The organism is Gammaproteobacteria bacterium (ex Lamellibrachia satsuma) (assembly GCA_019623805.1).
GTDB lineage: Bacteria > Pseudomonadota > Gammaproteobacteria > Chromatiales > Chromatiaceae > QGON01.
On sequence record CP053680.1, the window covers coordinates 3,883,222 to 3,904,756 of the forward strand.

General features: G+C 52.9%; 22 protein-coding genes, 1 other RNA gene and 1 pseudogene. 10 read left to right on the top strand and 14 right to left on the bottom strand.

Annotated features, from left to right (window positions below; all coding sequences use genetic code 11):
- Positions 1–72: 72 nt before the first annotated feature.
- Positions 73–402, bottom strand: coding sequence for a hypothetical protein (locus HPY30_16700; GenBank protein QYZ67477.1), 330 nt, complete (start codon positions 400–402; stop codon positions 73–75).
- 186 nt (positions 403–588) lie between these two features.
- Positions 589–861 carry a hypothetical protein gene (locus HPY30_16705; GenBank protein ID QYZ67478.1) on the bottom strand — a complete coding sequence of 91 codons (273 nt, stop codon included), beginning with the start codon at positions 859–861 and terminating at the stop codon, positions 589–591.
- Positions 862–905: 44 nt separating this feature from the next.
- Here HPY30_16705 and HPY30_16710 point away from each other — a divergent pair, with 44 nt between their 5' ends.
- Positions 906–2,258, top strand: coding sequence for an IS1182 family transposase (locus HPY30_16710; GenBank protein ID QYZ67479.1), 1,353 nt, complete (start codon positions 906–908; stop codon positions 2,256–2,258).
- Between the two features lie 386 nt (positions 2,259–2,644).
- Here HPY30_16710 and HPY30_16715 read toward each other — a convergent pair whose 3' ends face one another.
- The 4 genes and pseudogenes from HPY30_16715 to smpB all read right to left on the bottom strand — a co-directional run bounded on the left by HPY30_16715 (position 2,645) and on the right by smpB (position 5,687).
- Positions 2,645–2,968 (bottom strand): hypothetical protein, encoded by a 324-nt coding sequence (locus tag HPY30_16715; GenBank protein QYZ67480.1) that lies wholly within the window; start codon positions 2,966–2,968, stop codon positions 2,645–2,647.
- Positions 2,969–3,702: 734 nt separating this feature from the next.
- Positions 3,703–4,585 (bottom strand): annotated as a pseudogene (locus tag HPY30_16720) (integrase arm-type DNA-binding domain-containing protein).
- Between the two features lie 162 nt (positions 4,586–4,747).
- Positions 4,748–5,123, bottom strand: a transfer-messenger RNA (tmRNA) gene (gene ssrA, locus HPY30_16725).
- A gap of 81 nt (positions 5,124–5,204) precedes the next feature.
- Positions 5,205–5,687 carry an SsrA-binding protein SmpB gene (smpB, locus tag HPY30_16730; GenBank protein QYZ67481.1) on the bottom strand — a complete coding sequence of 161 codons (483 nt, stop codon included), beginning with the start codon at positions 5,685–5,687 and terminating at the stop codon, positions 5,205–5,207.
- 114 nt (positions 5,688–5,801) lie between these two features.
- Between smpB and HPY30_16735 the strand changes: the two genes are divergently transcribed.
- From HPY30_16735 to HPY30_16745, 3 genes are read left to right on the top strand one after another with little or no spacing between them, the layout of a single operon-like run.
- The gene (locus HPY30_16735) at positions 5,802–7,208 is read left to right on the top strand and encodes a sodium-dependent transporter (protein ID QYZ67482.1); all 1,407 of its coding nucleotides are present in this window, start codon (positions 5,802–5,804) and stop codon (positions 7,206–7,208) included.
- A 2-nt stretch (positions 7,209–7,210) separates the two neighbouring features.
- On the top strand, positions 7,211–7,645 hold the full coding sequence (locus tag HPY30_16740) for a type II toxin-antitoxin system RatA family toxin (GenBank protein QYZ67483.1): 435 nt from the start codon (positions 7,211–7,213) through the stop codon (positions 7,643–7,645).
- A complete protein-coding gene (locus HPY30_16745; protein QYZ67484.1) occupies positions 7,626–7,955 on the top strand; it encodes an RnfH family protein in 330 nt (109 codons plus the stop codon). Before HPY30_16740 ends, HPY30_16745 begins: the two co-directional genes overlap by 20 nt.
- Before the next feature lie 71 nt (positions 7,956–8,026).
- Here HPY30_16745 and HPY30_16750 read toward each other — a convergent pair whose 3' ends face one another.
- Positions 8,027–8,482, bottom strand: coding sequence for an outer membrane protein assembly factor BamE (locus HPY30_16750; GenBank protein ID QYZ67485.1), 456 nt, complete (start codon positions 8,480–8,482; stop codon positions 8,027–8,029).
- 80 nt (positions 8,483–8,562) lie between these two features.
- On the opposite strand from HPY30_16750, the gene fur reads away from it, so the two are divergent.
- Positions 8,563–8,988, top strand: a complete 426-nt coding sequence (fur, locus tag HPY30_16755) for a ferric iron uptake transcriptional regulator (protein ID QYZ67486.1) — start codon at positions 8,563–8,565, stop codon at positions 8,986–8,988.
- Positions 8,989–8,992: 4 nt separating this feature from the next.
- Here the strand turns inward: fur and HPY30_16760 are convergent, their stop codons facing one another.
- The 7 genes from HPY30_16760 to HPY30_16790 form a co-directional block, all read right to left on the bottom strand.
- Positions 8,993–9,541 (bottom strand): hypothetical protein, encoded by a 549-nt coding sequence (locus HPY30_16760; protein ID QYZ67487.1) that lies wholly within the window; start codon positions 9,539–9,541, stop codon positions 8,993–8,995.
- 41 nt (positions 9,542–9,582) lie between these two features.
- A complete protein-coding gene (locus tag HPY30_16765; GenBank protein QYZ67488.1) occupies positions 9,583–9,945 on the bottom strand; it encodes a hypothetical protein in 363 nt (120 codons plus the stop codon).
- A gap of 147 nt (positions 9,946–10,092) precedes the next feature.
- Positions 10,093–10,734, bottom strand: a complete 642-nt coding sequence (locus tag HPY30_16770; protein ID QYZ67489.1) for a hypothetical protein — start codon at positions 10,732–10,734, stop codon at positions 10,093–10,095.
- Position 10,735: 1 nt separating this feature from the next.
- A complete protein-coding gene (locus HPY30_16775) occupies positions 10,736–11,272 on the bottom strand; it encodes a GTP-binding protein (GenBank protein ID QYZ67490.1) in 537 nt (178 codons plus the stop codon).
- Between the two features lie 23 nt (positions 11,273–11,295).
- Positions 11,296–12,630: a hypothetical protein gene (locus tag HPY30_16780; GenBank protein QYZ67491.1), complete on the bottom strand. Its 1,335-nt coding sequence runs from the start codon at positions 12,628–12,630 to the stop codon at positions 11,296–11,298.
- A 246-nt stretch (positions 12,631–12,876) separates the two neighbouring features.
- Positions 12,877–14,550, bottom strand: a complete 1,674-nt coding sequence (gene recN / locus HPY30_16785; GenBank protein ID QYZ67492.1) for a DNA repair protein RecN — start codon at positions 14,548–14,550, stop codon at positions 12,877–12,879.
- Positions 14,550–15,419, bottom strand: coding sequence for an NAD(+) kinase (locus HPY30_16790; protein QYZ67493.1), 870 nt, complete (start codon positions 15,417–15,419; stop codon positions 14,550–14,552). The genes recN and HPY30_16790 overlap by 1 nt, the downstream gene beginning before the upstream one ends.
- A gap of 189 nt (positions 15,420–15,608) precedes the next feature.
- Between HPY30_16790 and hrcA the strand changes: the two genes are divergently transcribed.
- From hrcA to dapB, 5 genes are all read left to right on the top strand, one after another.
- The gene (gene hrcA, locus HPY30_16795) at positions 15,609–16,664 is read left to right on the top strand and encodes a heat-inducible transcriptional repressor HrcA (protein QYZ67494.1); all 1,056 of its coding nucleotides are present in this window, start codon (positions 15,609–15,611) and stop codon (positions 16,662–16,664) included.
- Between the two features lie 60 nt (positions 16,665–16,724).
- The gene (grpE, locus tag HPY30_16800; GenBank protein ID QYZ67495.1) at positions 16,725–17,339 is read left to right on the top strand and encodes a nucleotide exchange factor GrpE; all 615 of its coding nucleotides are present in this window, start codon (positions 16,725–16,727) and stop codon (positions 17,337–17,339) included.
- An 86-nt stretch (positions 17,340–17,425) separates the two neighbouring features.
- Positions 17,426–19,387, top strand: a complete 1,962-nt coding sequence (dnaK, locus tag HPY30_16805; GenBank protein ID QYZ67496.1) for a molecular chaperone DnaK — start codon at positions 17,426–17,428, stop codon at positions 19,385–19,387.
- A gap of 124 nt (positions 19,388–19,511) precedes the next feature.
- A complete protein-coding gene (gene dnaJ / locus HPY30_16810) occupies positions 19,512–20,663 on the top strand; it encodes a molecular chaperone DnaJ (GenBank protein ID QYZ67497.1) in 1,152 nt (383 codons plus the stop codon).
- Positions 20,664–20,727: 64 nt separating this feature from the next.
- Positions 20,728–21,531 (top strand): 4-hydroxy-tetrahydrodipicolinate reductase, encoded by an 804-nt coding sequence (dapB, locus tag HPY30_16815; GenBank protein ID QYZ67498.1) that lies wholly within the window; start codon positions 20,728–20,730, stop codon positions 21,529–21,531.
- The last annotated feature ends 4 nt before the right edge of the window (positions 21,532–21,535 follow it).

The window sequence follows — 21,535 nt, forward strand, 5'->3', positions numbered from 1 at the left end:
GTAATCAGGATATATAATAAAAGGGGCAGCATTAGCCACTGCCCCGGCTAATCATATTTGGCTACATCCACGTCACTCATTCAGGTAGTATCCCAGGACACCCCCCAGAATGAATACTCCAAGCGCATCGTCGTAATAGTAGTGGTGCCTTGGGTAACGGTATGCCGGATATTCCCAATTGTGACGCTTGCCTTTCCAGTGCCTGTGGTGCTGGGAATGACGGCGCTCCCTATGGCGCCAGCGCTCATGCTTGCGTGGCCGCTCGGCACGATAGCTGTAGTCGCCGGTCTTGATCATGCCTGCTTTATCATTGGATTCTGCTTCCGCGGTCAGCGGAGTTCCAAGGGACATCAGAATCAATGTGGATACGGAGAGTGCTGTAATCAGGCTCTTGTTGCGCATTTTGAACCTCCAGGAGAGCGGTTAAATTCCTCTCCTACTGGTAACGATAACAAGGGAATACTGAACGAGAGCTTAATGATGTTTTTCGAAAGTTTCGGACGAGGCTTGGTGAGTGAGGGAGAGCAGTCGTAAGGCTGTGCTGTCAGATCAAGTTTCGACTATACACTTGAGTCGCTCCTTATCCGATCATGTAATATTATTTTGTTTCTCTGCAACGCTTGAATCAAATTTTTCTTTGCTAATTACAAACCGTTTATGCTCGCCTTTGGAGATTAATTCTACTTCATCATGTGCCTCGACCGAAAATGTAAGTTTTCTTCCTTCGACTTTAATTAATTCGACAGTTGCAGTAACTTCGAACCCAGGAGGTGTTGCCGCGCCATGACTTACATTAATATGAATTCCAACGGTTTGTTCATGTGGCCAGTCTAGGAGTCTGTCGGATTTAACCAGTCCCATTTGATAAAATACTGTAAGCCAAAGAATAACGAACCGAAGTCAGTATGTCAGATAAATTCCGCACGATTAATCGAGACACCCCCTATCTGTTGCCGCCCTCATTACAGGACTGGCTACCAGAGAACCATTTGGCGCGATTTATCGTGGACATCGTAGAACAGCTGGATCTGAAAGAGCTGGAATCTCAATACGGTGGCGGAGGAAAAGCGCCCTACCATCCAGCCATTTTGCTTTCACTGCTGTTCTACGGTTACGCAACCGGCGTATTCTCCAGCCGAAAGTTGGAGCAAGCCACCTACGACTCCGTGGCCTTCCGGTTCATTACGGCAGACAGCCATCCAGACCATGACACCATCGCCACCTTTCGCAAACGCTTTCTCAAGGAGTTGAAGGGATTCTTTGTCCAGATATTAGTGATAGCCAAGGCGATGAGTCTTTTGAAGATAGGCAATGTGAGTTTGGATGGGACAAAGGTCAAGGCCAATGCCAGCAAACACAAGGCGATGAGTTGGGGGTATGCCAACAAGCTTGAAGAGCAGCTTCATCGTGAAGTCGAGCTGTTGCTGAAAAAGGCCGAACAGGCCGATGCAGAAGAAGAGCCGGAACTGGATATTCCAGAGGAACTCAAACGTCGTGAGGACCGGCTTGCTGCGATAGCCAAGGCTAAGAAAGAGATCGAACGAAGAGCGCGTGAGCGCTTTGAAAAAGAACGGGCGGAATACGAAGAGAAGGTGAAGCGGCGTAAGGAACGAGAGGAAAAGACAGGGAAGAAGGCCAGAGGTAGAGTGCCAAAGCCGCCAGAAGAAGGTCCACAGGAAAAAGACCAAGTCAATTTCACGGATGAGGAGTCACGCATCATGCCCTCATCGGAAGGGTTTGTTCAGGCCTATAACGCCCAAGCGGCAGTTGATACCGGTACCCACCTGATCGTGGAGAACCATATTACCCAGCAACCCAATGACAAACAGGAAATAGAACCTGCACTTGCACAACTGAAGGCAGCAGAAGAGCAGCTGGGAAAACCACAAGGTCTGTTGGCGGATACGGGTTACTTCAGTGAAGAGAATGTCAATCGTTGTGAAGCACAGGAGATCACCCCCTACCTCTCCGATAGCCGCGAACAGCACAACCTGCCGCTGGAAGAGCGGCTGAAACAGGTGCCGCCCTGCCCGGAAGATGCCGATATGTTAACCCGAATGAGGCATCGACTCAGTACACCGGAAGGCAAGGCCGTGTATGCCACACGGAAATCGACAGTTGAGACCGTCTTCGGCATTATCAAAGAAGTAATGGGATTTCGGCAATTTCACCTTCGAGGGAGTGATTCAGCGCAAGGTGAATGGAATCTGGTATGTACGGCATGGAACCTGAAGCGGATGCATGCGCTGGCAGGCTGAGATATCGACAAGGATAGGTCAGTCTTTCATAATTCACTGCCCTACATAGGGCTTATATTCCTACAGAGGCAGCGATTATGGGAAAAACACGGTGGGCCGGAAAATATCCCTGGCTCAATGGATCAAACCCGACAGACTCCTAGATGAGGATTAATCGCCTTTATACACGCCCACTCAAGAAATCCAACCAGAAATCCTGTTGCGAAGACTTCGGGCATTGCTATAAATTCTTCTGATTCTGGATATAAGGCTGGAACCGTCTTTGATACAGGCACGACATATTTGTGCTCGTATCGAATTCCAGGTTTTAAAGATTCTTTCAACCTTTCTCTCCTCCTATGGCATAACGCAGAGCTCAAAAATCCATCTTCTGAGCCTTGAAATTATTATTTTTGTCTTGGCATCTCTACTAACTCCGACACCTCAAGTGAACCGCCAATATCAAGAAAAGGGCAAGCCTTTGCAATCGACAGCGCCGCCTCCATAGATTCCGCTTCAATTATTGTGTAACCAGACATTGTCGTTGTGCCTCCAATGGCAACAGTGCCATCAGAGTTTACTGTGCTCGTATTCTTAAGCGGATTTGCAGGACTAACAGCTGAGTCGCCCAATGAAGATAACCAATCCATATATTTCGAAAAATGTTGCTTACCTTCCTCTGGACTGGATGGTTGATCACCGCCCAGATAAACAATAACGTATTGAGGCATTGCGCTTCTCCATAGTTGAAATTTAACTTTTACTGCACTTCAAAAACATAACTTCGAAAATCTCCCGGTGGAGGGGCAAGACCCTCTTATCAAGATGATTCTTGGTCATCCCTGGACAAAATGTCCAGTAGTAGATTTCTCACCTAACTGGTTGCGCAAGATCAAGGGGGTTGCGATTGGGTAGAGAATCGTCCAATACCTATGCCAGTTGGACAGAGACTTTGGATGAAAGTTAATTTGTCGGAATTATTTACACTTTGGAAATTGATTAATTTATCTCTCTGGCTACACTAACTGATTGAAATTAATCTAAATCTATCCTGTTAGCTATCGATTTCCAAACGGGACAGAAATTCATGTATCTCAGGATCTGGGTGATAGAGACGATCCGAATCACTTTATTTGGGTATGGGAACGGGTGTCAATAGAAGCTGATCGGGAAGAGATATTGAGCCCAAGACACACCCGATTGGCTTGGAGGGAACATACCTATTCCTCTGATGTTATGGGGGGGCGGTCTGAAGCGAGTATCAGACTCAAAATGGGTAGTATTCAGGTTCGGAAAATAGAAGGTGTCAGCTACCAGACATACTCATTTTTCGTTTCCCGTCATCGTTCTGAGCTAAGAGATACTGATTTCTAAGTAGCAGCGCCGGGTTGCGGCACCGCAGCTGGCTCTACGTCCTCCCCCGATCTGCTTCCGATCCGCTCCAAAAAGGTGTCCCCAGTGTTGTTTAGAATCTTTGGTTTATATGAATAATCTCTGCACCAGCTTTCAACTTATCAAGGAAGTCCGCCCATTCCTGCATCATCCTGATCCTCTCCGGCATGTGTTCTGCGTAGTTATAGGCGGCTCGAACGGAATTTCTTTCAGTATGAGCTAATTGGCGTTCGATAGCGTCTCTGTGCCAACCCTGCTCATTCAAAAGGGTAGAAGCCATGGAGCGGAACCCATGACCTGTCATTTCCTCTTTTGTATACCCGAGTCGCCTCAGGGCTGCATTAACTGTATTTTCTGACATGGGGCGTTTATTGCTGCGCATGCCTGGAAAAACATACTTTCCGTTGCCAGTGAGTGGCTTGATCTCTTCCAGAGCGGAAGATCTGTCCACAGCTTTGGTGGATGCGGTGGGCTGTTTCCAGTGCGCCTCTGTCTTCTATTCGGCGAAGGACTGTCAGTAGCTCAGGTGCTGTGATCTCGCCGATTGTCCTTGAGCCAATCCAAGGGAACACGTCTTTCTCCAGTCGCAGCAAGATCCGGGACGAGTGGGTTTTCGACCAGTTGGGCTCATGCTTGCCCCACCATTCACGGGCTACGGTCTCTAGGCTGTCTGCTCCTGATTGAGATGCCTTGGTTGCTTTGCGGGCTTCGCTTGGGTCAATTCCATCCACCAATTGCTTTCGGGCTGTTGATCTCCTGTCTCTTGCTGTTTTCAGAGACACATCAGGATAGACCCCCATTGAGAGAGTTTTCCGCTTGCTGTTGAAACGGTAATCCAATCGCCACCACTTGCCTCCTTTTGGAGTAATAAGGAGATATAGGCCAGACCCATCTGTCAGTTTGTATTGCTTGTCTTTTGGTTTGGCGTTACGGATGGCGCTGTCAGTGAGTGGCATGGCGGTAACTCCAGTGGCGGTAAGTGGGGCTACCGCCATACTTACCGTCATTTATCGTGGATTTCATAGGATTATACTAGACGGTAACGGACAGTCAGGCAATAAAAAAGCCCGCTGTTACGCGGGCTTAGGGTCTTTATTGGATTGCTTTGGATCTTCAATTGGTGGAGGCGGGCGGATTCGAACCGCCGTCCGCGAGTCCTCTGCCGTAGGTTCTACATGTTTAGTCCGGTCTATTATTTTTAGCTGGCTGCCACCCGACGGACAGGGTGTGCAGATAGCGATTTCGGTTAAGTTTTAACGAATCCACCCCGAATAAGCTTCATCGCGATCTTATGAGATATGACGCCTGATTGGTCCGAAGACCCTGGACGCATAAGCACGGCTCCAGTCAGACGGCATTCTACCGGTTATTAAGCGGCGAGTGCGTAGTTGTCGTCGTTGGCAACTATAAGTTTGCAGCTAGTTTTACGAGGTTATCTGCCCCTCGACATGCACCTAAGGTTTTGTAACCCCCGTCGAAGCCTACGTCGCCCCCAAGGAGAAACTTTTCTCAAGTCTCAAGGGTAGACAGTATAAAGCAGCGGGAAGTTCCGTGCCATGCTGAAGTGAGGTTGGATCAGCCGCGTTTGAAGATTCGCTCTTTCTCACGCTTCCAGTCACGGTCTTTATCGCTGCTGCGTTTATCGTGCTGTTTTTTACCTTTTGCCAGACCGATCTCCAGTTTGGCGTAGCCTTTTTTCCAGTAGAGCGCGGTGGGAACCAAGGTGTAGCCTTTTCGCTCCACCAGGCCGATGAGTTTGCTCAGTTCGCGGCGGTGCAGCAGCAGTTTTCGGCTGCGGGTCGGATCGGTCGTGACATGAGTGGACGCGGTTTTGAGCGGGGTAATATGGGCCCCAAAGAGGTAGGCCTCGCCGTTCTGAATGATGACGTAGCTCTCTTTGATCTGCACGCGTCCCTCGCGCAGACTCTTGACCTCCCATCCCTGCAGGGAGATGCCCGCCTCGTAGCGCTCCTCGATAAAAAAGTCGTGCTTCGCCTTCTTGTTGAGGGCGATGGTCGAGCCGCCGGAGGATTTCGCTGATTTTGATTTTTTTCCCATCGGCGCATTCTATGCGAGTGGGCATCTATCGGCCAGTCCTGCCTTGTTATAGAGGTTGATTTCACGGAGAATAAATCGCTTTCGATCAAGCGCTTCAGGGGAAAAATTTCCGCCATGACAGAACGGACATCCATCCACGGCCAGTGGTCATCCAGGCTGGTCTTTATCCTGGCTGCTACGGGTTCAGCGGTGGGATTGGGCAATATTTGGAAATTCCCCTACATCACCGGCGAGAATGGCGGGGGTGCATTTGTCTTGGTCTATCTGCTCTGTATTGCCGTGGTGGGTATCCCGATCATGATGGCGGAGGTGATGCTGGGACGGCGTGGTCGGCAGAGTCCGATCAACACCATGACGGCGCTGGCAAAGGAGGAGGGCGCTTCGTCTGCCTGGTCCCTGGTTGGCTGGAGTGGTGTGCTGGCCGGTTTTATTATCCTCTCTTACTACAGTGTGATCGCCGGCTGGGCTTTGGCCTATGTCTTTCGGGTGGCCGGAGGAATTTTCAATGGTGCCGATGCGGCGGGCGTGCAGGCTGTTTTCACCGGTCTTACCGGCGATCCGGAACGCTTGATTGCCTGGCATACCCTGTTCATGTTGATGAGTATGGCGGTGGTCGCGCGCGGGGTGCGGGCTGGTCTGGAAAAGGCGGTGACTTACCTGATGCCGGCGCTCTTTGTGCTGCTGTTTGTGCTGCTGGGTTATGCGATGAGTACAGGGGCGTTCATCGATGGCCTGAAATTTCTCTTTCAACCTGATTTCGGCAAGCTGTTTTACGTCTGCGAAACTGTCGCTGGAAGCGAAAGTTGTGAGCTGTCTGGCAGTCCCGTTCTGGTGGCGATGGGACACGCTTTCTTTACCCTGAGTCTGGGTATGGGGGCGATCATGGTTTACGGCTCCTATATGCCGAAGGGAACCTCTATCGCCCGTTCAGCGGTGTTGATTGCGCTGCTGGACACCCTGGTTGCATTGGTTGCTGGCATGGCGATATTCCCCATCGTGTTTGCCAATGGCCTGGAGCCCGGTTCAGGCCCAGGGCTGATCTTTCAGACCCTGCCGATTGCTTTCGGCGCCATGCCCGGCGGACAGTTCTTTGGAACTCTGTTTTTCGTTCTGCTGGTCTTTGCCGCATGGTCCTCGGCGATCTCGCTGATCGAACCGGCGGTTGCCTGGTTGGTGGAGAATCGGGGGCTGACTCGCGTACGTGCCTCTGCCGTGATCGGTATGACGACCTGGGTTTTGGGCCTTGGCAGCATCTTCTCCTTCAATATCTGGTCAGGAGATGAGTATAAGCTGTTCGGAAAGACGTTCTTTGATCTGTTGGACTATCTGGCAGCCAATATTATGCTGCCGCTGGGCGGCTTGCTGATTGCGTTGTTTGCCGGCTGGTTGATGAAGCGGGAATCAAGTGTTGATGAGTTTGCCATGCATGCTTGGCGTTATGGTCTGTGGCGGGTGCTGATCCGCTATGTTTCGCCACTGGCTGTTGTTGTCGTCTTTCTTAACGCTGTCGGGATCTTCTGAGTATGCCGGTAGTGAGCAAAAGCGCCCTGGTTCATCATTCAGCCGAAGAGATGTACCGCTTGGTGTGTGACTTTGAGTCTTACCCGGAGTTTCTCCCCTGGTGCAGTGCCAGTCGCCTGATCTCAAGAACCGAGGATCAGATTTGTGGAGAATTGGAGGTTTCCCGCCTTGGTATTCGACAGCGTTTTTCAACCTGCAATGCGTTGGTCTCCAATGAACGGATGGATATCCAGTTGCGGGATGGGCCATTCAGAAAATTACAGGGTGGCTGGCGCTTCATTCCCCTCAAAACCGATGCGAGCAAGGTGGAGCTGGTACTGGATTTTGAGTTCTCGGGAAAATTGATCGATGCTGCTTTCGGCAAGGTTTTTAATCATATCGCCACCACGCTGGTGGATTCGTTTTGTAAGCGGGCGGATGAGGTGTACCGTGACTGATGAAGGTATTTTGGTGGAAGTGGCCTATGGGAAGCTTGATGAGCAGGTTATTCTGGTGGTCAAAGGCGCCTCTGGCATGACGGTGCGCAACGCCATTGAATCGTCAGGCGTTCTGGAGCAGTTTCCTGAGATAGACCCGGACTCAGCCAAGGTGGGTATTTTCGGCAAACTCACCAAGCAGGAGACGGTATTGAATAGTGGTGACCGGGTGGAGATCTATCGGCCACTGATTGCTGATCCCAAGGAGGCGAGAAAGAAGCGCGCTGCCGAGGGTAAGGTAATGAGGAAAGGTGGCGGCGAGCAGAGCTGAGATGGCTAGATGCTTTTCACGCAGCTAATTTAGGGCAGGCCGGTTCAAGCGTAGCGGAACCGGCAGAAGTTCTAGTCATCCTCGATATCGAGACCGGCTTTCTGCAGTGCCTTGTCCACGATGCCCAATTCGCCAGTGTAGTCGGGTACGCTGACAACGAGTTCTTTCTTTTCCTTCTGTTCAGCAATGTTTTCCGCAGGTTTGATGTCTCCACTGTAACGGACCATTGAGTCACCGTCGAAAAAGACGGAAAAGTGCTTGATCTCCAGAGGATCGTTGCGCCTCTTTATGCTGAAAAGGTAATCCCATCGGTTCTGATGAAAGACATCCACCAGAAGAGGGGTGCCGAGTAAGAATCGTACCTGCTTTCGGCTCATTCCCGGTTTGAGTTCAGCCACCACTTCAGGGGTGACGATGTTACCCTGCTGGATGTCTGGAATATGAACCAGGGAGAAATCCCGCCAGCTTGAACAACCGCCCAGGATGAGGAGAGTGCTGACCAAAAGAGAGATGAGAATCTTTTGCATTACGAGTACAATTCAATAAAAATCAATGTTGGATGATACCTCATCACCTTCTGAAAAACACGAAGGCGGAGTAGTGATAAATGGATAATCAGGAAATTAGAAAAGCGGGCTTGAAGGTTACCCTGCCAAGGGTAAAGATTCTTGAGCTACTTGAAGCGAGTGTGCCACGCCACGTCAGTGCTGAAGATGTCTATAAGATGCTCCTGGAAAAAGGCGAAGAGATCGGTCTGGCGACTGTCTATCGGGTGCTGACCCAGTTTGAAGCGGCGGGTTTGGTTACCCGGCATAATTTTGAGGGGGGGCACGCGGTATTTGAATTGGATCGTGGAGAGCATCACGATCACATCGTCTGTGTACTCTGTGGGAAGGTTGAAGAGTTTATGGATGCCACCATTGAAGAGCGGCAAAAAGAGATTGCTGCAGAGCATGGGTTTGAAATGGAGGACCACTCTCTGATTATCTATGGGCGTTGCATCAACCCTTCTTGCCCCGGCCGCGAATCGTAAGCGATTAACCTCGCGGATTTCTTGCGGCCGACACTATTGTCAGGCTTGGGGATATTTCTGTCAGCAGTTGTTGCCCCTTTTCCAGACTGATGACCTGCGATGTTCCGCTTAATCCGAGTGTGAGCATGGATGTATGGACGGGTGGGGTAATGTCTGATGAAAGCACCCCAGCATCCTGATGGCGGATGAAATACTCGATCCAGCGTGGTTTCAGCAGGTGTGCTGCAAAAATGAACATGCGGGTTCTCAGGGGCTGTCCTTTTTCACCTAGTGCGATATACAGGTCAAGCAGCGCACCTGTGACGCCAGCCGCATCGCTGAGATGTATGTGGAGGTAGATTCGCTGCACGTGGGAGCGCAGGTCGGATGGCTCATGAGTAATCTGTCGGGCCAGATAGCTCAAAGCCTGCTCCCACCAGTTGCCAGCATCCAGCCAGAGTTGCTTTTCTCCGGGGATACGGAATGCGGCGTCGATATTGGGATCGATCTTTCGAACGTGCTGGAGCTGATGCTCTTGACTTGGGTGAGTGATGACGCGCAATTTCGTTGCCAAGGTGTAGGTCGGGTAATGGCGTTTCTGACAGTTAAAAGGTTTTAGATCATTTTAATGATATTTTCTGCGGCACGTTTTACGTCGAGAAAGATCAAACCCAATTTGGCAGTGGGTTTTGCCAATACAGTGACAACTGCCTCGTCGCCAGCATGCATCATGAGTACATAACCCCTGTTGCCTTTAACCAGAACCTGTTCGAGCTCGCCGCGGGCAAGTTCCTGAGCGGTACGGTCTCCCAGTGAGAGCATGGCGGCACTCATCGCGCCAACCCGGTCTTCATCCATTCCCGCGGGCAGTTGTGATGCCATCATCAAACCATCCGTGGAGATAACCCCGGATGCCTCAATATCGGCTGAAGTGCCGTTAAGATCATTCAATATAGAATTTAGCATGTCTGAGCGCATGTTATTGTCCCCAACTATCTAAAATTATTGTAGTTTTCTATTGTTATCATTACTTTTATAGCCACGGAGGGGGAGTGGAAAATTTCTCCTCTCTAGGCGGTGGAACACTCTCTTAAACTCATGGCGCGAAGGTAGCGGCAGGTATTTCTATCCATCCAGGTTTCCATAGCGTTTGTTCAATGCCCAAATCAGCTGGGTCAATACCGGTTGATTAAGATGTGGTACACCGCCAATGATGAGTACAAAACGGTGTACACCAATATAGATCGGCCAGAATCCAACCTGGCTGTTTCCTGCCGCATCCACCAATGCCCATGCACTGGTCCAGAATTCTAGCTTATCATGCAGGATATTGCGTCGGCGTTCGTGCATCGAAGCAATATCTGCGCTGATAGCAGACAAGTTTACCGCTGTATCCGGGGAAAACCCGAGGGAATTGATGGAAAATCCTTGTTCGTCCGCCAATATTGCTTTGCCGCTGCCTGAAAGTTTCAGGAGCATCTTTGGCAACAAATCCTCGAGTGTTCCCTCGGGCGCAGGCTGCCTCACTTCAAAGCCCTCGATCCAGCCCATGGTCTGGGACTTTAAAAGGGTCTCTATTGTCTCTTCTTCATCGACACAGCTCCATGATGTCAGGGTTTCAATGGTTAAACGATGGCTCGATTCTCCATTCATCATGGCGCGCAGCATGATTCTGGCGATTGTCGGGTCTGGTGTGGAGACACAGTAGTAGGCGCCGGCAGGCGTCGGCAGTACAAACAACCCTTTTTTTAGAAGATAGTTATTCACGTCAGGCAGCTAATTTCGGATCCAGTGAAAAAATAAGCGCTTCGATAAGTAATGCTACGTCGATATGATTTCTTGCATCTACCGAAAAAACAGGAATATTAGGAAGGATATTCCGCAATTGTGCCTGATATTCGTCAATCGAGGGGGTTGAGCAGAGATCCATCTTGGTAATACCGATGGCAACTCTGTTTTTTGAGGTGAACTTTTTGAACGAGCGGAGGAAAAAGTGCAGGTCACTGAAAGGGTCGGTGCGTGAGCTGTCGATAAGCAGTATCAGACCGACGCTGCCCTTGCTTAGAATATCCCACATGAAGTCGAAGCGTGGTTCGCCTGGGGTGCCATATAGATGGAGCGTACCAATGCCGGATAGCGTCATCAATCCGTAATCCATGGCGACCGTTGTGGTCTCTTTATATTCCTGGGTGATGTCAGACGCAAGGGCTTCAGTAGTCAGGGGTGGGGTATTGCTTACACTACTGATTGCAGTGGTCTTCCCCGCGCCAACCGATCCCGCAATGAGTATTTTGTAGTTGTCCATCTAGTTATTCACTGCGGCCATACTCAGCGTGATTTCAACTGATGCAGGATTCTTTTGAACAGCGTGGGTTTGCCATAAGATTTGATGGCTAGTGTCGGGATACCGGTTTCCGTATTCATGTCTGCCTCTGTAGCTGCCAGTCCGATGGCATGGGCGGCACTGTAAAAGGCAAAGACGTAGCGCTGAGGAATATTCAGTACCTGGGCTGTAGTGGCCAACGAGTGTTTCTGCTGTGACCAGAGCGCAGTAATCCGTGTGGCGTGTGGAAAAATCTGCAGACGTGTCAGATTGGGCCAGTGTTTAAGCCGGACTGCCTGGTGGGGGTTGGTGCCGGCAGGCATACGGCCCAAGCTGCTCCAGAGTGTGAGTTCCCAGACGAAAGCCTCTATTGGACGACGGCGTGTCCGGCCTGGCATGTCACAAACCGAATCCTGCAAGGAGGGAAGGCACTTATCTGTTTCAATAGGTTGAGAGGCGAGAGAATGCAATTGCTGCTCTTCAATCTCAATCAATACTTCTCGGGTCATTGGAACAATGGTGATTGTGCCGTGATGGCTGGAGATGCTGGCAGGCCGGCAATAAGTTTCAGCAAGCTTAACAGCCTCCAGTACTCGTCCGATCAGGAAGTGTTGTGGGTCGTATTGTACTTGGGCGAGTTGTGCTTTGTTATACAGATCCACATCTGGGGTGCTGCCGATAAATATCTCGACCACCTCGTTTCCCAGGCTTTCAATAGACATCTGTCTGGATGGGGTATCGGCAGGCGGCAGGTTATTGGTTAGCTCAATGCCTTTGCGAGTGCGCAATTCGGTGCGTCTGATCTTCTCTTTTTCCAGGCGGCCCTGCAGCGCCTTGGCCCTGAGTTGCAGTTCCTGATGTAGGTGGTTGAAAGTAAGATCGGTTTTAGCGGATGGTTTGGGCAGAGTAACCGAATTTACTTCCCTGTATTGGTGATGATCCTGCAGAAATTGTCGCCTGATCTTTTCCAGCGCTTCATACAGCAGTTTTGCCTGTAATGGTTTTTGCAGCCATATTGCGCCTTCGGCCTGTGTCTCATGCAAGGAGAGGAGAATCGTAGGGCAGCGGTATTGACGCTCGATCTGGCTTGCCCAGATAGACTTGCCGTGGAGGCCATCCAGATCGATCAGGCAGATATCGGCGGAGTGGGGATTCTCGTTGACGACATAATCGCCATGGCAGTTTTCCGAGAAGAAGTAACGCAATCTGTTTTCGAGGCGCGTATTAATATCGAGCAGACCGATTCTCAGTGGCCTGTCGTAATCTTCCTGCGGCAGCACATCCGGCGTTACAAAAGATTTCTTGACGGGCCTGCCTCCTTTGCGTTTTAGAGCTTTCATAACTACATGTTTTTTAAGGGTTGTCTTATTCTAAAGTACTAATATAGTGCTCTGCAAAGTTCCAGAGACTGGCATGAAATCGAACATTACATCGGTCTGCAATTTGTCCGCCTAGGCTCCTGATTTTCTCTCCAATGGGGGAAAGTGAGGATTACGTCACAGAATATAGTGAATAGGGGGAGGGTAGGTCAATCCGCCAGTTGTTAATGATCATTAACAATTCTGTTGATAGGATTTGGGAAGGTGTTACCGCCTGTCCGCAAGTGAGATCATCTCTTCTGCGTGAGCGAGGGTCTGTTCAGTGATTTCGATGCCGCCCAACATGCGGGCGATCTCCTGGATTCGGCTCTCATCCCCCAGTGGGGTGATCTCCGTGCGGGTCAGCTTATTGGTCGTGCTTTTCTGCACCTGGAGGTGGTTCAAAGCCTGTGCCGCTACTTGGGGCAGGTGGGTGACGCAGAGAATTTGCCTGGACTCACCGAGGGTGCGCAGCATCTGGCCTACGATCTCAGCCACACTGCCGCCGATGCCGACGTCGACCTCATCGAATACGAGGGTCGGGGTATCACCGTAACGGATGGTGGCGACCTGGATGGCCAGACTGATGCGGGAGAGTTCACCGCCGGAGGCCACTTTGTTAAGGGGCTGCAGAGGCATGCCAGGATTGGCGGAGACCATGAATTCGATCAGATCGAGCCCAGAGCCGTTGGCGTCTGCTGCGTTGATCTCCTTTAGGGTGACATCGAAACGTCCACCGGGCATACCCAGTTGTTGCATGGCGGCACTGATCTCCTGAGCCAGTCGTTTGCCGGTCAGACGACGCTTGCCGCTCAGTTTTTTCGCCTGCCCTAAAAACGCCTCCCGCTGTTTTTCAACACGAACGGACAGGGTCTCCAGCGTTACATCGGCGTTTTCCAACTGCGCCAGTTCCTGCAGGACCTGCTGCAGGCGTTGGGGGAGTCTCTCCGGGCTGACCCGGTATTTTCGCGCCATGTCATGCAGTGCGCCGATGCGCGCTTCCACTTGCTGCAGGCTTTCGGGATCGAGTTCAAGACCTGAGAGATAGTTGCGCAGGCCGATCAGGGCCTCATCCACCTGAATCAGGGCGCTCGCCAGCATTTCCCCGGGTTCTTCGAGATTGCTGTCCAGCTCCTGCAGTGCGCTGAGTTCATCACTCAGACGTGCGAGTTGGCTGCGCAGAGACGGCTCGTTCTCATCGAGCCCATCGATTACCGCTCCGCACCCAAAACGCAGTCGCTCCAGGTGGCTCAGACGTTTGTGGTCCCTGTCCAGCGTCTCGATCTCTGCGCAGGAAGCACCAAGCTGCGACAACTCATCGGCCTGAAATCGCAGCAGGTCCAGCCGGGAGGCCCGGTCTGCAGCAGCAGCCAGCAGGGTTTCCAGTTGTTCAAATGATTTGCGGTAGTCTCTGAATGACTCATCGACTGTTTTTGTCTGGGCAAGATGGTCCCCGTAGGCATCGAGCAGGCGCCGCTGATAGTGGGGGCGCAGTAGTGATTGATGCGCGTGCTGGCCATGAATCTGCACCAAACGTTGCCCCAGTTCCTGGACCTGTTGGATAGGGACAGGACGACCGTTGATATAGGCGCGGGAGCGGCTCTCTCTGGAGAGCACTCGTCGTAGCATGCAGTCGTTCTCATCGTCGAGGGAGTGGTCCTGGAGCCAGCTGTGGATCTCCGGCAGGGCGGAGATATCGAAAATGGCGGTGATTTCGGCCCGTTCACTGCCGCTCCTGATCATGCTGTTGTCCGTTTTGCCGCCGAGGGCCAGACCAAGGGCATCGATCAGGATGGATTTACCGGCCCCTGTCTCACCGGTGAGGGCGCTCAGTCCGGAAAAAAGGTCCAGCTCCAGTGCTGCAACGATGGCCAGATTGCGAACATGTATCTGCGTCAGCATCAGCCCCAGCCCAACTTGGCGCGCAGGAGATTGTAGTGATCGTGGCCGCGGGGATGGATCAGTCGAACGGGGTGCTCCGCCTTGCGGATGCGGATGATATCCCCCTCCACCACCGGGAGCGTGGCCTGGCCGTCGCAAGTGACCCGGACATGTTCCGCATGACCCTGGGCCAGATGAATCTCCACTTCACTGTCACCGTCCACCACGATGGGGCGGTTGCTCAGGGTATGGGGGCAGATGGGGACCAGCACCAGAGCGTTGAGCGAAGGCATCAGCAGGGGGCCGCCGCCGGAAAGCGCGTAGGCAGTGGAACCGGTCGGTGTGGAGATGATGAGACCATCAGAGCGCTGATCATTGACCAGTTTGCCGTTGATATAGGTCTCGAATTCGATCATGCGGGCAATGTTCCACTTGTGCACCACCACGTCATTGAATGCAGGGATGGCATCACTCGAACCCTTATCTTCACCGATGGAGGCCTGCAGCATGAAGCGCCGCTCCTCATCGTAATCCCCAGCCAGAATGGCGTCGAGATGGGGCAGCATCTCGCCCGGTGAGATATCCGCGAGAAAACCGAGTCTGCCAAGATTGATGCCGAGAATGGGGGTGTCCTGGTCTGCCAATACACGGGCAGCGTGCAGCAGAGTGCCGTCACCACCCACCACGATCACCAGATCGCTGTTACTGGGCAGGTCGATTTCGGGAACGCCGGGCAGGGGTCGTCCCTCCAGCAGTTTGCAGGTGGCCTCTTCCAGCAGTACCTCGTGACCGCGCCGGGAGAGGAAATCCCAGAGACGACGGGTTGTCGCCTTGACGGTAGGGTCTCCGTGCTTGCCGATCAATCCGATGCGCTGGAAAGGCTGGTTCATTTTATTAACGGCTCCTTAGTGCCGGGAATCATCGGTTTTATTCAAGGAAACTTAGCATGTGCTTCAGACCAATCCAAGCATTCAGAAGGCTTATATTCCTTGACTCAAAAGGGGTGAGTTGCTAGCTTTCACCCGGTTTTGGCACTCGATATAAAAGAGTGCTAACAGTGTGCCTTTGCGGAGGGCTTTTTGGCAACGAAGAAGGTAATCAGTGAAAGCGGGGTTGGCGAACGCGCCCAGCACTTTCTCAAAGTGCTGATTGAACGCTATATCCGTGATGGTCAGCCCGTGGGTTCCAGAACCCTGGCGAAGGATGCCGGGATGGATCTGAGTCCTGCGACCATCCGCAATGTGATGTGCGACCTGGAGGATCTCGGGCTGGTGGCGTCGCCACATACCTCGGCCGGGCGGATTCCCACTGTGACCGGTTTCCGTATGTTTATCGACTCTCTGCTCACTGTGCAGCGGCTGCAGGCGGGAGAGGTTGAACGCATTCGCTCGGAGCTGGCTTATTCCGGTGATGCGGGTAACCTGCTGACCTCGGCCTCGCAACTGCTCTCCGGCGTGACGCACATGGCTGGGGTTGTGACGGTCCCGAGGCGGGAACGCACGGCATTCCGTCAGATCGAGTTCCTGCCGCTATCCGAAAATCGGGTGTTGGCGATCCTTGTAACCAATGATGGCGAGGTGGCTAACCGCATCCTCAATACCCATCGGGATTTTACCCGCCTGGAGTTGGATCAGGCCGCCAATTTCCTCAACCACTCCTTCTCCGGGCTGGAGATGGAGAAGGTGCGGAGCCGGGTGCTGGAAGAGCTGAATGCCGCCCGCGAAAGTTTCGATCAGACCATGGCCCAGGCGCTGGAGATGGCGGGAGAGGTGGTTGATGCGAGCGCAACTCGCGAAGATTGTCTCATTGCCGGGCAGACCAATCTGATGGAGTTCGAGGATCTGGCCAGTCTGCAGCAGCTGCGCAAACTGTTTGATGCCTTTGCCGAGAAGCGCGAGATCCTCCATCTGCTCGATCAGTTCCACAATGCCGATGGGGTGCAGATCTTCATTGGTGAGGAGTCGGGTTTTCAGATGCTTAATGGTTGTTCGATTGTGACCGCCCCTTACCAGGTGGATGAAGATGTGGTGGGTATGCTGGCTGTCATCGGCCCAACCCGCATGGAGTATGAAAGGGTGATCCCGATTGTCGATGTCACGGCAAAGATTTTGGGTGCGGCCTTGAAAAACAGATAGCAACCCCAATTTGTCGGGTAATTCAGAGCAAAACATTGAGATTCAGAGGTTAAGTAAGAGATGGATAAGGATCAGCCGGCAGAGTCCAGCGAAGTGGTAGATAAGGTAGAGGATGTGAGCGAAGAGAAGGCCGCGGAAACCGTGGTTGAAGGCGAAGTCGTCACCAACGAAGAGGTCTCCCCGGAGGCGCTGACGAAGTTGCTGGAAGATGCCCGCGGCAAGGCCGACGATCACTGGGATCAACTGATGCGCTCCCAGGCCGAGATGGATAATCTGCGTAAGCGCCAGGAACGCGATCTGGAAAATGCCCATAAATTCGCGCTGGACAAATTCTCCCAGGACCTGCTGCAGGTCTGGGACAGTCTGGAGTTGGGACATCAGGCCGCGCAGGAAGAGAGTGCCGATGTGGAGAAGCTGCGGGAAGGCACGGAGCTGACCCTCAGGCTACTCAGCAGTGTGATGGAGAAGAATGGGGTGGAGCAGGTCGATCCTACGGGTGAGACCTTCAATCCGGAATTCCATCAGGCGATGTCGATGCAGGAGCGGGATGACGTGGAGCCCAATACGGTAGTGGCCGTTGTGCAGAAGGGTTACCGTCTGAATGGCCGCCTCATTCGTCCGGCAATGGTGATGGTTTCCAAGGCGCCGTCAGCACCCGTTGATGAACAGGCTTGAAGTTTTATCGGCTGACCCCATTTATAGAGTCAGTTAGCAAGAATCAGCACATTAATTTTAGATATAGAATTCGGAGATAGAGAGACATGGGCAAGATCATAGGAATCGATCTGGGTACCACCAACTCCTGCGTGGCAGTGATGGAAGGTGATACCGCAAAGGTGATCGAAAACAGCGAAGGTGATCGTACCACCCCCTCCATCATCGCCTATGCGAATGATGGTGAGATCCTGGTGGGTCAGTCGGCCAAGCGTCAGGCGGTTACCAACCCCGATAACACCCTGTTTGCCATCAAGCGCCTGATCGGTCGTATGTTTCAGGACAGTGTGGTGCAGCGCGACATGGATATGGTGCCCTACAAGATTGTCAAAGCCGACAATGGCGATGCCTGGGTTGACGTCAATGGCCAAAAGATGGCCCCGCCGGAGATCGCAGCCAAGATCCTGCAGAAGATGAAGAAGACCGCTGAGGATTACCTCGGTGAAGATGTGACCGATGCGGTCATCACCGTCCCGGCCTACTTCAACGACTCCCAGCGCCAAGCCACCAAAGATGCGGGCCGTATCGCCGGTCTCGACGTCAAACGCATCATCAACGAGCCCACTGCTGCGGCCTTGGCCTATGGCATGGACAAGAAGCGCGGCGACCAGACACTGGCGGTCTATGACCTGGGCGGCGGCACTTTCGACATCTCGATCATTGAAATCGCCGAGATTGATGGAGAACACCAGTTCGAGGTGCTCTCCACCAACGGCGATACCTTCCTCGGTGGTGAAGATTTCGACATGCGCATCATCGACTTCCTGGTCGATGAGTTCAAAAAAGATCAGGGCGTGGATCTGCGCAACGATCCGCTGGCCCTGCAGCGTTTGAAAGAGGGTGCGGAAAAGGCCAAGGTTGAACTCTCAAACAGCCAGCAGACCGATATCAATCTGCCCTATATCACGGCGGATCAGACCGGTCCCAAGCACCTGAATATCAAGCTGACACGTGCCAAGCTGGAATCCCTGGTGGATGATCTGGTGACTCGTACCATCGACCCCTGCAGGATCGCCCTCAAGGATGCAGGCCTCTCCACTTCTGATATCGACGAGGTGATCCTGGTCGGTGGTCAAAGCCGCATGCCCAAGGTACAGGAGCAGGTACAGGCCTTTTTCGGCAAGGAACCGCGTAAAGACGTCAATCCGGATGAGGCGGTGGCCATCGGCGCCGCTATTCAGGGTGGTGTATTGGGCGGTGAGGTCAAGGACGTGCTGCTGCTCGACGTCACCCCGCTCTCCCTGGGTATCGAGACCCTGGGTGGCGTGATGACCAAACTGATCGACAAGAACACCACCATCCCGACCAGTGCGTCCCAGGTTTTCTCCACTGCCGATGACAATCAGACCGCGGTGACCGTGCATGTACTGCAGGGTGAGCGCGAACAGGCGGGGGCCAATAAATCCCTGGGTCGTTTCGATCTGACCGACATTCCTCCGGCGCCTCGTGGTGTACCGCAGGTCGAGGTGAGCTTCGATATCGATGCCAACGGCATCCTCAACGTTTCAGCCAAGGACAAGGCGACCGGTAAGGAGCAGTCGATTGTCATCAAGGCCTCCTCCGGTTTGAGTGATGACGAGGTCGACCGTATGGTGAAGGACGCCGAGGCTCATGCCGACGAAGATCGCCAGTTCCAGGAGCTGGCAACGGTTCGCAACCAGGCGGACAATATGATTCACGCCACCAAAAAGTCGATGGAAGAGCTTGGTGACGATAAGCTGGAAGCTGGTGAGAAGGACGCCATCGAAGCGGCGATCAAAGATCTCGAAGAGGCGATGAAAGGCAACGACAAGGATGCCATTGAGGCGAAGACCAAAGTACTCACCGATGCTTCGTCGAAAATGGCCGAACGTCTCTACGCCCAGCAGGGTGGTGACGCGGGCGCCGCCGAAGCAGCGGGTGCTGCCGGCGCGGCTGGTGCAGCAGGCGACGACGCCGGTGCCCAGGGTGGTGCTGACGACAATGTGGTCGATGCCGAGTTCGAAGAGGTCAAAGACGACAAAAAATAAGGCAGGGCTGCCTTGTTGAAGCACCGCGCATCGACCCTTCGGTTGGTGCGCGGTTTTGGCATTTATTGGGGGAACGCTTTGCGTTTCATATATCATATGAATTTGAAGTTCGGTTCAACAGCGCATGTCTAAACGCGATTACTACGAAGTACTGGGTGTACAAAAGAACGCCAGTGAGGCCGAGATAAAGAAGGCCTACCGGCGCCTCGCCATGAAGTACCATCCTGATCGGAATACAGGAGACGAGGCGGGTAAGGCTGAAAAGAGTTTCAAGGAGGCTAAAGAGGCCTATGAGATTCTCTCAGATGCCCAGAAGCGGGCTGCCTATGACCAGTTTGGACATGCCGGTGTCGATTCCAGTATGGGGGGCGGCCCGGGAGGGTTCGGCGGCGGCAACGCAAATTTCAGCGATATCTTCGGCGACGTGTTCGGCGATATCTTCGGTGGTGCCCGGGGCGGTGGCGGTGGCGGTCCTCGTGTACAGCGTGGTTCCGATCTGCGCTACAACCTGCAGCTTTCACTGGAGGATGCCGTTTCCGGCACTACCGTAAAGATTCGGGTGCCAACGCTGGTTAAATGCGATACATGCGGCGGCACGGGTGCAAAGAAAGGTTCCAAGCCCAAAGTCTGTGATACTTGTGGAGGCCAGGGCCAGGTACGTATGCAGCAGGGATTCTTCTCTGTGCAGCAGACCTGTCCGCGCTGTCATGGCAAGGGCTCAGTCATCGATAATCCCTGCACAAGCTGTCATGGTCAGGGTCGGGTGCAGGAGCACAAGACCCTTTCGGTGAAAGTGCCGCCAGGGGTCGATACCGGTGACCGTATCCGTCTTTCCGGTGAGGGTGAGGCCGGCGAGAATGGCGGTCCTTCAGGTGACCTCTATGTGCAGGTCGTGGTTAAGCCCCACGGAATATTCAAACGGGAGGACAACCACCTCTATTGTGAAGTGCCGATCAGTTTTTCCGTCGCGGCGCTGGGGGGGGAGCTTGAAGTGCCGACCCTCGGTGGTAAGGTAATGCTCAAAATCCCGGCAGGGACCCAGACCGATCGTATGTTCCGCATGCGCGGCAAGGGGGTGAAGCCGGTGCGTGGCGGTGCTGTGGGTGATCTGCTCTGCAGGGTGCAGGTGGAGACACCGGTAAACCTGACCGATGAGCAGCAAGAGTTGTTGAGAAAATTTGATGAAACCATGAAAAAAGGTGGCAGTAAGCACAGTCCTCAGTCCAGCACTTGGGTGGATGGTGTAAAGAAGTTTTTTGAAGGAATGGGCTTTTAGTTATATAACTGCCATAACGGGCTGATGATCCGCTGGTTAACCGAGCAATTGAGAGGATAATAATATGACGCGTGTAGCCATTGTAGGTGCGGCAGGGCGTATGGGAAGGACGCTGATTCAGGCAGTGAATGAAGCGGAAGGACTGGTCCTGAGCGCGGCAACCGAGCGGTTGGACAGTAATGTACTTGGTATGGATGCCGGAGAGATGATCGGTATCGGAAATCTTGGTGTTTCCATTGCCGACTCGCTGGAGGATGTGGTGGATGATTTTGATGTGGTGATCGACTTCACTGCGCCAAAAGCCACCATGAAACATCTTGAAGTCTGCATGACTGCGGGCAAAAGCATGGTGATCGGCACCACCGGTCTGAGCGATACGGAAAAGAAAGACCTGGTGGATGTTTCCAGGGTGATCCCCATCGTCACTGCGCCGAATATGAGCGTTGGAGTGAATCTCTGCTTCAATCTACTGCGGATTGCCGCCAAGGTGATGGGGGAAGATACGGACGTCGAGATTATCGAAGCCCATCATCGTCACAAAGTGGATGCCCCATCCGGTACTGCGCTGCGTATGGGGGAAGTGGTAGCGGATGCCTTGGGGCGTGACCTGAAAGAGTGTGCGGTCTATAGCCGGGAAGGCATGACAGGCGCGCGCGATACCAAAACCATCGGCTTCGAGACGATTCGTGCCGGCGATATCATTGGTGAGCATTCGGTTTGGTTTGTCGATGAGGGTGAGCGTGTGGAGATCGTCCACAAGGCTTCCAACCGGATGACCTTTGCCAAGGGTGCTGCAAGGGCAGCGAACTGGATCGTCAACCAGGAGAAAGGAATCTTCGACATGCAGGACGTACTTGGGTTGAGGTAACCCC